Annotated in this window: 12 protein-coding genes; 1 reads left to right on the top strand and 11 read right to left on the bottom strand. The window is 35.5% G+C overall.

From position 1 onward, the window contains the following. Positions 1-25: 25 nt before the first annotated feature. From CLV90_RS14250 to msrB, 3 genes are all read right to left on the bottom strand, one after another. Positions 26-433, bottom strand: a complete 408-nt coding sequence (locus tag CLV90_RS14250) for a DoxX family protein (protein ID WP_133688179.1) — start codon at positions 431-433, stop codon at positions 26-28. 129 nt (positions 434-562) lie between these two features. Further along, on the bottom strand, positions 563-1,105 hold the full coding sequence (gene msrA, locus CLV90_RS14245) for a peptide-methionine (S)-S-oxide reductase MsrA (RefSeq protein WP_133688178.1): 543 nt from the start codon (positions 1,103-1,105) through the stop codon (positions 563-565). Continuing rightward, positions 1,098-1,556, bottom strand: coding sequence for a peptide-methionine (R)-S-oxide reductase MsrB (gene msrB / locus CLV90_RS14240; protein WP_133688284.1), 459 nt, complete (start codon positions 1,554-1,556; stop codon positions 1,098-1,100). Before msrB ends, msrA begins: the two co-directional genes overlap by 8 nt. Positions 1,557-1,646: 90 nt before the next feature. Here msrB and CLV90_RS14235 point away from each other — a divergent pair, with 90 nt between their 5' ends. After that, entirely contained in the window at positions 1,647-2,459 is an 813-nt protein-coding gene (locus tag CLV90_RS14235; RefSeq protein WP_133688177.1) for a DNA/RNA non-specific endonuclease, read from the top strand. On the opposite strand, the gene rodA is transcribed toward CLV90_RS14235, so the two are convergent. The 8 genes from rodA to CLV90_RS14195 form a co-directional block, all read right to left on the bottom strand. After that, positions 2,456-3,739 carry a rod shape-determining protein RodA gene (gene rodA / locus CLV90_RS14230; RefSeq protein ID WP_133688176.1) on the bottom strand — a complete coding sequence of 428 codons (1,284 nt, stop codon included), beginning with the start codon at positions 3,737-3,739 and terminating at the stop codon, positions 2,456-2,458. The genes CLV90_RS14235 and rodA overlap by 4 nt on opposite strands. After that, the gene (gene mrdA / locus CLV90_RS14225) at positions 3,729-5,597 is read right to left on the bottom strand and encodes a penicillin-binding protein 2 (RefSeq protein WP_133688175.1); all 1,869 of its coding nucleotides are present in this window, start codon (positions 5,595-5,597) and stop codon (positions 3,729-3,731) included. Before mrdA ends, rodA begins: the two co-directional genes overlap by 11 nt. Continuing rightward, complete coding sequence (gene mreD / locus CLV90_RS14220; RefSeq protein WP_133688174.1) at positions 5,594-6,103, bottom strand: rod shape-determining protein MreD; 510 nt, start codon at positions 6,101-6,103, stop codon at positions 5,594-5,596. The genes mrdA and mreD overlap by 4 nt, the downstream gene beginning before the upstream one ends. Further along, positions 6,093-6,917 carry a rod shape-determining protein MreC gene (gene mreC, locus CLV90_RS14215; protein WP_133688173.1) on the bottom strand — a complete coding sequence of 275 codons (825 nt, stop codon included), beginning with the start codon at positions 6,915-6,917 and terminating at the stop codon, positions 6,093-6,095. Before mreC ends, mreD begins: the two co-directional genes overlap by 11 nt. 167 nt (positions 6,918-7,084) lie before the next feature. Continuing rightward, a complete protein-coding gene (locus tag CLV90_RS14210; RefSeq protein ID WP_133688172.1) occupies positions 7,085-8,113 on the bottom strand; it encodes a rod shape-determining protein in 1,029 nt (342 codons plus the stop codon). A gap of 56 nt (positions 8,114-8,169) precedes the next feature. Further along, entirely contained in the window at positions 8,170-9,702 is a 1,533-nt protein-coding gene (purH, locus tag CLV90_RS14205) for a bifunctional phosphoribosylaminoimidazolecarboxamide formyltransferase/IMP cyclohydrolase (protein WP_133688171.1), read from the bottom strand. Between the two features lie 92 nt (positions 9,703-9,794). Beyond that, positions 9,795-10,244 (bottom strand): GAF domain-containing protein, encoded by a 450-nt coding sequence (locus CLV90_RS14200; protein ID WP_133688170.1) that lies wholly within the window; start codon positions 10,242-10,244, stop codon positions 9,795-9,797. A 121-nt stretch (positions 10,245-10,365) separates the two neighbouring features. Beyond that, complete coding sequence (locus CLV90_RS14195; protein ID WP_133688169.1) at positions 10,366-11,463, bottom strand: hypothetical protein; 1,098 nt, start codon at positions 11,461-11,463, stop codon at positions 10,366-10,368. Positions 11,464-11,596 lie beyond the last annotated feature (133 nt).

Genomic DNA, 11,596 nt, shown 5'->3' with positions numbered 1-11,596 from the left:
AGCGGTTTTTTTATGGGTTAAATTATTAGACAAATTTTGCATGATTAGGCTTTCCAAAATCAGCCAATTCATTGTTGGTGTTGCGTATTTTTTTACTTTGAATATAGGTGATAAATAGTAAGACGATACAAATAACCGCAGATGCTCCGTTACCATCTTTGACAGCTAAATGAGCTATTGCGCCCAATGTGTAGTTCATAAAGAACCCGGCGTAAACCCATTCTAATGACCAGTGAGATTTATTGAATATAATCATTAACAGACCTATAGACTGAAATACCCCAAGAAGATATATTAGGTAAGTAGGATAACCAAGTTTTGTAAAGGTAGTAGCAACTGTATCAAAATTGATAATAGAGTTAATGATAGACCCTGCAACGGCGATGGCGAAAAGCCCTAATGCAATATAATAAAAAGATTTCTGAGAATTCATAATAAGTAGGTTTTAATGTTATTATGTCTCAAAAGTAAGTTCACCTATGAAAAGTTTTATATTTTCATAGGTGAGTAGTAAATTGCTGTAGTTGAATTGAATATCTCCTATGATAAACCGAAATACAAACTAAGTAGAAAGCTTGTCGGCATGTAACTTTCTAAGTTTTGCCAACTTCGGATTAATCACTACTTGGCAATACCCTTGCTCAGAGTTATTCTTGTAATAATCTTGGTGGTACTCTTCGGCATCGTAAAAAATACCAAGTGGACTCAATTCAGTAACAATAGGCTTTTCATATAATGACTGCATTTCGTTCAACACTACTTTTGCTTTTTTCTCTTGTTCGCCATTATGATAATAAATAACAGAACGATATTGCGTACCAGCATCAGCACCCTGTCTGTTTAAAGAAGTTGGGTCGTGTGTTGTCATGAAAATTATTAATATATCTTCAAAAGAAATAATGGCAGGATCAAAAGTGACTTGAACCACTTCTGCATGACCCGTTAATCCAGAACAGATTTCTCTATACGTTGGTCTTCCCGGTGCTTTTCCGCCCGTGTATCCAGAAACTACTTTGTGTATGCCTTTTACTTCTTGAAATACCGCTTCGGTACACCAAAAGCATCCACCGCCAATAGTGGCGACTTCTAAATTTATATTAGCCATTAGACGCCTCCTTTTCTAATTGCATTGATTCAGAATTAATACAGTAGCGTAATCCACTAGGTTCTGGGCCATCGGGGAATATATGTCCCAAATGAGCATCACATGTATTACACATTACCTCTACCCGTATCATACCGAATGACGAGTCCTTATGATATTTTATAGCATTCTCTTTAATAGGTTGGGTAAAACTAGGCCACCCAGTACCAGATTCAAATTTAATAGTAGAATCAAATAATGGTGTGCCACAACATACACATTCATATTTGCCAGCCTCGTGAGCAGTACAAAGCGCACCAGAATGCGGAGCTTCGGTACCTTTTTTTCGAGTAACTCTAAACTGTTCGGGTGTCAAAATCTCTTTCCACTCCTGTTCAGTTTTCTCAACTCTTCTGTCAGGTTCAGGGTTGCCATTTACTGAAAAACGAATTACATCTTTCCAAGTTAACATCATAATTTTCCTTTCGTTTAGACTTTAATTACTAGGTATATTGGTCGGTAAATGACCTTGTATCTTACAAAATTACGGTAATTTTGGCGTATGGCATACCGTAAAAGAACTGGAACTGTTTATAGTATTTTAATTCTCGTTTGTGTAGTAGGTTTTTGGTTGTTCGAGAACTTTTACACTCCCGCAACATATTCAAAAAGTAAGGAGGGAAATACTTCTAATGAGTTTCCGAAAGAATTACTCCCATCTTCAACAACAGGCGAAATTGTAAACCATGAATATTTCACTTTGTCTTACAATGAGCCATATGAGCAAGCAGAGTGGGTGGCATATATACTCGATAAAAGTCATTTAACGAATGACGATAGAAAGCGACCCTATTTTATTGAAGATCCGTTTGTTTCTTCTAAATCTGCAGATTGGCGAAATTATAAAGGGTCGGGTTACGACCGTGGACATTTAGTACCTGCTGGTGACCGTAGGTTTTCTTTGCAAGCATATAACGAAACTTTTTATACGAGTAATATAAGTCCTCAAGACAGAGACTTCAATGCGGGTATTTGGAACGATTTAGAGCAGCAAACAAGACGCTGGGCGAAACAATATGGTACATTGTATGTGTTTACTGGTGGTGTACTAGAAAGTGGGTTAGAAGAGATTGGACAAGAAGATGTTGATGTACCCGATGCATTCTATAAAATTATAGCCCGTAAAAAGGGAGATAAAATATATACCCTTTCTTTTTTAATACCGAATAAACCTCAATTTACTTCTTTGCGCGATTTCGTAGTCTCTATTGATGAGATAGAAAAAGAAACTGGTATCAACTTTTTTGACAAACTAACAGTAAAGCAACAAAATGCTTTTGAAACAAGTAAGAATACCTCTGGGTGGAAATTTTAGAAACTCTCCTTTAATCTGTTGGTATCTAATCTTAAGAAAATAAAGAGTAGAATAGTAAAGAATAGAAGTCCCGAGCCACCATAACTAAAGAAGGGTAGTGGAATACCAATAGTAGGGAGAATACCGATTACCATACCTATGTTAATAAAGTAGTGTATTAATAAGATAGATATTACGCCATAGCCATACATTCTGGCGAAGGCATTTTTCTGTCGTTCTGCCAAAGAGATTAGCCTAAGAAACAAGATGGTAAATAGAATAATTACGGTACCAGTACCTATGAAACCCCATTCTTCGCCCACAGTGCTAAAAATGTAGTCGGTATCTTGCTCAGGTACGAAATCACCCTTTGTTCGGGTACCTTCCAGAAATCCTTTTCCAAAAAAACCACCAGATTCAATTGCCTTTTCTGATTGGTACGTGTTATAACCAATTGTTTTACGAATTTGTTCTAATTTATTTGGATCTTTTTCAAGTCGCAGCCATAAGCTAAAGCGATCTCTATGACGTTGTTCAAAAACGTTATTGAATACGAAATTTACAGATAAAGAAAATAGAATTATGGCAACGCTTACTAGGGCTAAGGGTATAACCGGTATTTTAAGGGTTTTCCTTTTTAAACCGAATAACAAAATAATGAACAATACCAAACCTATGATAAGCCAAATAGGTCCAAATTTTAATGTGATAACGAATATGAGAATAAGGCTAAAAATAATTGCTAAGTAGAATAAAGGAAGACCTTCTCTGAAAATCACAAAAATTAGCGCAAAAAATACCAGGGCACTACCAGGATCCGGTTGCGGAATAATAAGTATAGCAGGTATTAATATAATAAGCAAGGCATACATTTGGTCCTTCCTCCGTTTAATATCTGTTTGAATATCACTTAGGTATTTTGCCAACGCCAATGCGGTAGCAACTTTAGCTAATTCTGAAGGCTGTAGATTGAAAAAACCAAGGTCATACCAAGATGTGGCCCCGGCAATAGTTTTACCGAATACAAATAGACCTAATAATGAGGCCATTGAAATCAAGTAGAATAAACTCGAAAAACGTTCGTAAAAATTAACCTCTAGTGCCAATACAATAACTATGGCAACTAAGCTTACCCCAATAAAAAATAATTGCTTGCCATAACGGGTGCCAATATCGAAGATTGAACTTTGCTCATCAATGAATGTACTAGAATATATATTGATCCAGCCAATAAGAACAAGTGCAAAATAGATAAAAACACTTAACCAGTCTATTCTTTTTAAAATGCTTCTACCAGACACGTTCGTTTATTTTAAACTCCTCCCCGCTGTAGGGTTTCGCGTATTCTGCTTCTAACGTTTTCTCTAACATCCTTTTTTCAAGATCTGTTCTTGAAATTTCACCTTTTAGATATTTTTCTATCATCAGTGAAGCAATATGACCAGCATATCTAGATCCGAAATATCCATTTTCAATATAGACGGCAATGGCTATTTTTGGGTTGTCTACCGGTGCAAATGCAACAAAAACAGAGTGGTCGGTTAATTGCGTACGTACCCCATCTATTTTTGTAAAGTTTTCAGCTGTACCTGTTTTACCTGCGATTTCGATGCCTGGCACTTGCAGTCTGGCTGCCGTACCTTTCTTGTATACATCTGCCATACCTCTTACTACTGGCTCAAAATATTTTGGGTCAATTGTAGTATGTTTAGCTTCAGTAAATTTTGGTTCTGTAATATCTTTACCTTCAATTTTCTTTAAAACATGAGGCGTAAAATAATGACCTCTATTGGCTATTGCTGCAGTCATATTTGCTAATTGAACAGGAGTAGCTAAAATTTCGCCTTGACCAATAGAATTGGATATAATATATGATGAGCTCCATCTATTGTCACCATACCATTTATCATAATATTCTTTACTTGGTATACGCCCTTTTTGTCCGAATGGAAGATCGTAACCTAAATAATCACCTAGACCAAAGCTTTTCATGTGTTTTTCCCAAACATCCATGGCTTCATCTGTAGTCTCGAATTTCTCGAATATTTTTCTGAATGTACCGGCAAAATATGCATTACAAGAAAGGTAAATACCTTTGTTCATATCTCGTTGACCACCACCACAGTGACATCCTCTTTTCTTCTTGCCCACATAAAATCCGTGGTAACATTGTATGGTCGTAGATTCATCTAGAGCGCCTTCTTGTAGTGCAATTAATGCATTTAGTGTTTTAAAAGGCGATCCAGGAGGTTGTTGTGCGTGTATAGAACGATCCCAGGTAGGGTTCGCAATGGTATCATTATAGAGTTTTGTGTAATTTTTAGAACGTTCTCTGCCTACTAAAAGAGCAGGGTCATATGTAGGCCCGGAAATCATAGATAGTATTTCGCCTGTAGCAGGCTCTATCGCTACAATACCACCTCTTTTACCATTCATCAATAACTCTCCATATTCTTGTAGCGTCTTGTCGATGGTAATACTAATTTGTTTTCCTTGTTCAGGTAGGGTATCGATTGTTCCGTTTTTATAAGGGCCGATATCTCTATTGAATCTATCTTTCTGAATATATTGTACGCCCTTTCTACCTCTTAATAAGTCTTCGTAGAAACGTTCTACTCCGGTTCTACCTTTCAGTTCCCCTTGAACGTAATATTTGTTGACCGCCAAGTCACCCTCGTTAACTTCGCTAATATATCCTAAAACATTTGCGGCACTGGGTGTGTCGTAATAGCGTAAAGATCTCTTTTGAATATAGAAGCCTTTATACTTACGCATTTTCTCTTGCAACTTCGCATAATCTTGTTTAGAAAGTTGTGGCACTAATACAGAAGGTAATCTTGGTGAATACACCCTAGCTCTTCTAAGTTTTTCAACGAATTTTTCTTTGTCGATACCTAATAGTCCGCAAAACTCTAAAGTGTCTAAAGGTTGCACTTCTCTAGGGATAACCATGACATCATAAGCTGGGTCGTTACCTACTAAAAGATGACCGTTACGATCATAAATATAGCCTCGTTCAGGATAATCATATATTGCTTTAATTGCTGGGTCCTCTAAAACTTGTGTTGTGGAAAAACTAAAAATTTGCAAATAGGATAGCCTTCCCAAAAATGTAATGGCGATGACAACTATAATTAATGATAAAAGAATTTTTCTCATTCTTTTTTACTGCTGAATAATGTGCTGAATAACATACCTAAAATCAATGTGGAAATACTAACAACAAACGTTTTCTGTAAAATTAACAGGCTATTAGAAAAGCTGAAAATTTCTAACGTGAAGTAAACCAAGTGATGTATTATAATCAATAACGCTAAAAACGTGAATTGTTGTGCCTTTGTACTGTTGTTTAACTTAAAACTTTGGAATTCATAATTGACACCAAATACAAAACGCATAATGGTTGGTCTTAGATAAGCTATGGTAACTGTAGCTGCTGCATTTATGGCAAGTGTGTCAGAAAAAATGTCTACAAAAAGTCCTAAGAAAAAGCATAGAATAATAAAGGTAGTTCTATTTTGTTTGATAGGGTACCAATATAAGAATAGAATATATATTAGCGGATTTATATAACCAAAGAAATTCAGCTTATTAAATACTAGCACCTGTAGTAGTACCAATAATATAAACCGGAGTACAATTAAAAAGGAGGTACTATTGATCATTGGCTTCTGTTTCTGCTTCTAATTCTAAAACTTCTTTACGATTTAAATTTTTAATGATGTAAATATTTCCAATATTGGTCATGTCATTGAAGAGTTCCACATCAATAAAATAAAAACTCTTCGAATTGTCTAAATCGAATCTTTTAATGGTGCCGATAGGTATATCTTCCGGAAAAATGCTACTCATTGCCCCAGTTACAATAGTGTCGCCAATAGTTAGCGGTACCAACCTAGGAATATCAATTAGCTGTACAACATTATAATCGGTCGTATTTTCCCAAACTAAAGAGCCGAAGTGGTTAGAGTTTTTAATTTTAGCGTTAATGTTAGATTTATCGCTTAAAATACTTTGCACCGTTGAAAAATTATCTGAAGTATTTTCTACAATACCTAAAATACCTTTGTCAGTTATTACGCCCATATCTTGATAGATACTATCATTTTCACCTTTATTAATGGTAATGTAGTTTCGTTGATCTGCGTAGCTATTATTGATAACACGACCTCTTAAAATCTCATAATCAACTGTTGTTGAATCTATATTTGATGGTTCTAGAAGAATATTGTTAAACAGCCTGTCTCTTAGTCTTTTATTTTCTTCTACGAGCCTATTGTTTTCTTCTCTTAAACCAAAATAAGAAGTAATGTTATCTGAGAAAGTATAAATACTGCCAGAGATATAGTTTGAAGAATTTAAAAATTTGGATTGATGGTACGAGTGCGACTGAAAAGTAAAAATGAAGGAAATTAATAACAGAAAAAGGTAAAGTAAGAATATCTTATACCTAATTAGAAAATTTATAATCTGCTGCATTCACCCCTGAATTTTTATTCGATAATTTAGATTTAAACCTGACTGTCGTCAGTTAATTTGTTTCGAGTTTTATTTCGAACGTCTATCTATTATCATTAATTAATGGCTCTTGAACTTTCTTCAAGCTTGTATATCAATATGTAAGAAATTGTTTTAAAAACAACTTCTTACTTAATTAATATACTCTTGTAGCGTTCTAAATTCTTTAGCGCAATACCTGTACCACGTACAACCGCACGTAATGGATCTTCAGCGATGTATACAGGTAAGTCTGTTTTTTGAGACAGTCTTCTGTCTAAACCACGTAACATCGAACCACCACCTGCAAGATAAATACCAGTATTATAAATATCTGCAGCTAATTCTGGGGGAGTTTGAGATAATGTTTCCATTACAGCATCTTCAACACGCAGAATAGATTTATCTAAAGCTTTAGCTATTTCTCTATATGAAATTTGAACTTGTTTAGGTTTCCCTGTCAACAAATCGCGCCCTTGAACAGATTTTTCGTCTGGTGGAGATTGCAAATCTTCGGTAGCTGACCCTATTTCAATTTTAATAGCTTCTGCAGTACTTTCGCCAACATATAAGTTGTGCTGTGTACGCATGTAATAAATGATGTCATTTGTAAATACATCACCCGCAATTTTTACCGATTTATCGCAAACAATACCACCTAATGCTATAACCGCAATTTCAGTAGTACCACCACCTATATCTACGATCATGTTACCTTTTGGCTGCATAATATCTAAACCGATACCTATAGCTGCTGCCATTGGTTCGTGAATTAGATATACTTCTTTACCGTTTACACGTTCTGCAGATTCTTTTACCGCGCGCATTTCAACCTCGGTAATACCAGAAGGTATACAGATAACTAAACGCAACGCAGGCGGAAACCACTTTTTCTTTAAAGCAGGAATATTTTTAATGAACATCATCAGCATCTTTTCAGATGCATCAAAATCTGCAATTACACCATCTTTCAATGGTCTAATTGTTTTAATGTTCTCATGGGTTTTACCTTGCATCATGCTGGCTTCTTTGCCAACTGCAATGATTTTTCCGCTAATTCTATCTCTGGCAACGATGGATGGGCTATCGACAACTACCTTGTCATTATGTATAATAAGGGTGTTCGCTGTACCTAAATCTATAGCTATTTCCTCGGTCAAGAAATCAAAAAATCCCATATGTGGTGTTTAAATTTTAGATAAAAGGGTGTATTTCATCGACAAAAGTAATGAAATTAATGTTTGAAATGACGTGTACCTGTCATGACCATTGAAATTTTGTGTTCATTACAATAATCTACACTTAATTGATCTTTAATTGATCCACCTGGTTGAATAACACTGGTGATACCGGCATTGTCTGCAATCTCTACACAATCAGGGAAAGGGAAGAAAGCATCGCTCGCCATAACGGATCCTTTTAAATCGAAATTAAAAGTTTGTGCTTTATGTATTGCTTGGTTTAAAGCATCAACTCTACTAGTCTGCCCTGTACCACTTGCACAAAGCTGTTTATTTTTCGCAATTACAATGGTATTAGACTTTGTATGCTTACAAAGTTTAGATGCAAAAATTAAATCTTCTAATTCTTGTGCGGTAGGCTTTGTATTTGTTGCGTATGTAAGTTCGGCAACCGTGTCTGTTTTGTGATCTTTTTCTTGAAGAAGCATACCGTTCAAGCAAGTTCTTACTAGCATTTCTGGCATTTCAACTTCATTTTGGATAAGGATGATTCTATTTTTCTTCCCTTTCAAAATTTCAAGAGCTTCGGCATTATAACTTGGTGCTATAACTACTTCGCAGAATAAATTATGAATTTCCTCGGCCGTAGCTTTATCAATTTCTTTATTACTGATAAGAACACCGCCAAAAGCAGAAACAGGATCGCCGGCTAAAGCATCGACATAAGCTTGGTGCAAGGTTTCTCTTTGTGCAAGTCCGCATGCATTATTATGTTTAAGAATTGCAAAAGTAGGTGCGTCATCTTTAAACTCTAACATTAAGTTTACGGCAGCATCAACATCTAAAAGGTTGTTGTATGATAATTCTTTACCGTGTAATTTCGAAAACATAGCATCGAAATCTCCAAAGAAGAATCCTTTTTGGTGTGGGTTTTCTCCGTAGCGTAAAACTTGGCCATTGGTTTCACTAACTTTTAAAGCAGCGATATCATGGTTTTTGTTGAAATAGTTAAAAATCGCGGTATCGTAATGAGAAGAAACGTTAAAAGACTTGGCTGCAAAACGCTTTCTGTCTTCTAAACTTATGTTTCCGTTATCAGCAGAAACAACTTCAAGAAAATCAGCATAATCTTCCATAGAAGAAACACAGGTTACATCTTTAAAGTTTTTAGCTGCGGCACGAATAAGAGAAATTCCGCCGATATCGATTTTTTCAATAATATCTTGCTCAGATGCGCCACTTGCAACCGTTTTTTCAAACGGATAAAGATCAACAATGACGATATCTATTTGTGGAATTTCGAATTCTGCTAATTGAGCAACATCACTTTCATTATCCTGTCTATTCAAAATACCACCAAAAACTTTTGGGTGTAAGGTCTTAACTCTGCCGCCAAGAATTGAAGGGTAGCTGGTTACATCTTCTACAGGAACGACATCAATACCTAAATCGGTAATGAATTTTTCGGTTCCTCCGGTAGAGTAAATAGTGATTCCTAATTCTTGAAATTTCTTTACAATCGGCTCTAACCCATCTTTATGGAAAACTGAAATTAAGGCTGAAGACGCTTTTTTTACACTGCTCATTGTATGATGCTTAAATGTTTTTAATAAGCAAGCAAAAGTAATTTTTTTGCAGCTATGAAACGAGCAAGTTTATCAACAAAAAGCCTAAAGTTTTAAAGAATTTTGGCTACCTCAAAATTTACGAATTCTAAAAAGGTCTCATCTGCCTTTGTAAATGGGTCTGGAGTATTAGAATCGATATCTATTTGACCAATGTTTTCACCATTAACGAATAACGGTACTACTATTTCCGCTTTAACGGTAATGCTGCAAGCGATATAATTGTCTTGTGCCTGTACATCTGGTACAACAAAATTTTGATTGCTTTCGGCTACTTGTCCGCAAATACCTTTTCCGTAGGGGATAATAGTATGATCAGTATGGGCGCCAGCATAGGAGCCTAGTTTTAATTCGCGCTTATCACCATTCTTAAAATAAAATCCTACCCAATCATAATGCGGTACGTTAGCTTTTAAAAGCTCGCAGATGTCTTGCATTTTAGCATCTGGAGTTTTATTTGAGTCTATAATAGAACTTACTAATGGGCGTAGCGCTTCAAACATATCTTTTTTTTTACAAAAGTAAGAATTGTTCATATGGTGTAATGTAATGATAACATAAAAAATAAAAAAGAGGATGTTTCAAAAAACATCCTCCTTTAAAACTAAAATTTATTTGTAAAACTTATGGTTGAATTTTAACATCGAACTCAATAAAATCGTTATTGTTAAAACCTGCTTCAATGGCGGTAATTTTAATTAAGCCTTTTTTACCGTAGTTGTCTACAAACTCAATTACATCGCCTACACCTAGGTTGGTGATTTTTTGAGAACTTGAGCTAGCAATAAAATTTAATTCACCGTTCAAGGTAATAGCATCAAATGCCGCAACGTCTATAGTGGTAGAAGTTGAAAAAAACATTTGGTTCAAGGTTTCTGTTGCAGCATTCTCTTCGTCTGCACCAGGCTCCAATCCTTCAACGGCAAACCCAAAAGAAGCATCATATTGTTCTGTAGAAGCAAAAGAAGCATTGTCATTGGCTGAATCTCCAGAAGCACCGTAGTAATATCCAAAATCCCAGAATGCTCTAAATTCAGGTCCTACATTAATTCTATAAACGGTTTCGTTCAAAAGAGAAAAGAAAGATTCTGTTGTTCCATCTTGTGCCGGAGCAAATAATTTTACATTGGTAAATTCTCTTACCGCTGCTGCTGGGTTGGCACCTGTACCAACGGTTACTGTAATCTGACCTGCTCCAAGAGCTAATCTTTTTGTGACATCTCTAAAATCTCCTTTACCTGTTGTAGTCCAGAAAGTATAAACAATTTCTCCGTTATCGATATCTGGAACAGGAAGTGGAAAAGAAAAGTCTATTTCCTTTTTTGTAGCTCCGTCTAAATCAATAGATCCATCTGCTTTTAAAGCCTTGTCTAAATCATCACTTACCAAATCAAAAGAACTAAAAGGCATTTCTCCTTGTCCTAAATAATTTTGAGTAATGTACATTCTACGTTGTGTAGTTGCGTCTGAGGTGAAAATTACCCTACCGGTTACACTTGTACCTGCTTCACCGCTTGCAGAAGCTGTAGTAATATTTGAAGAAGGAACAGCTTCGTCAAAAACTATGGTTGCCACTTCTGGCTCTTCCGTTTCATCGCCATCGTCACCACCTGTATTGTCGGGGATGGGAGTGTCAAAAACTGAACCGTCGTCAGAACTACAACTGCCTATAAAAAGTGCAATTGTACAGATTAAAAATGTATATTTTAAATGTTTTGTCATGATTTTTAATTTAAATAGTTAGTGTTAAAGTTGTTAATGATTGTTTTTATATTAAGGTATTCAACTCTATAAACTATAAAATAGAGGTAATCGTATACTTTTAATCAGGTTTATTTGCCGAATTTGATTGATT

It is taken from the genome of Maribacter spongiicola (genome assembly GCF_004364165.1).
Lineage (GTDB): Bacteria > Bacteroidota > Bacteroidia > Flavobacteriales > Flavobacteriaceae > Maribacter > Maribacter spongiicola.
This window is presented reverse-complemented; position numbering and strand designations above follow the sequence as displayed.

What these genes read in the sequence shown, in the direction of transcription:
- CLV90_RS14250 (WP_133688179.1), bottom strand. Translation starts at nt 433, where the DNA reads ATGAATTCTCAGAAATCTTTTTATTATATTGCATTAGGGCTTTTCGCC.
- msrA (WP_133688178.1), bottom strand. Translation starts at nt 1,105, where the DNA reads ATGGCTAATATAAATTTAGAAGTCGCCACTATTGGCGGTGGATGCTTT.
- msrB (WP_133688284.1), bottom strand. Translation starts at nt 1,556, where the DNA reads ATGTTAACTTGGAAAGATGTAATTCGTTTTTCAGTAAATGGCAACCCT.
- CLV90_RS14235 (WP_133688177.1), top strand. Translation starts at nt 1,647, where the DNA reads ATGGCATACCGTAAAAGAACTGGAACTGTTTATAGTATTTTAATTCTC.
- mrdA (WP_133688175.1), bottom strand. Translation starts at nt 5,597, where the DNA reads ATGAGAAAAATTCTTTTATCATTAATTATAGTTGTCATCGCCATTACA.
- mreD (WP_133688174.1), bottom strand. Translation starts at nt 6,103, where the DNA reads ATGATCAATAGTACCTCCTTTTTAATTGTACTCCGGTTTATATTATTG.
- mreC (WP_133688173.1), bottom strand. Translation starts at nt 6,917, where the DNA reads ATGCAGCAGATTATAAATTTTCTAATTAGGTATAAGATATTCTTACTT.
- CLV90_RS14210 (WP_133688172.1), bottom strand. Translation starts at nt 8,113, where the DNA reads ATGGGATTTTTTGATTTCTTGACCGAGGAAATAGCTATAGATTTAGGT.
- purH (WP_133688171.1), bottom strand. Translation starts at nt 9,702, where the DNA reads ATGAGCAGTGTAAAAAAAGCGTCTTCAGCCTTAATTTCAGTTTTCCAT.
- CLV90_RS14200 (WP_133688170.1), bottom strand. Translation starts at nt 10,244, where the DNA reads ATGTTTGAAGCGCTACGCCCATTAGTAAGTTCTATTATAGACTCAAAT.
- CLV90_RS14195 (WP_133688169.1), bottom strand. Translation starts at nt 11,463, where the DNA reads ATGACAAAACATTTAAAATATACATTTTTAATCTGTACAATTGCACTT.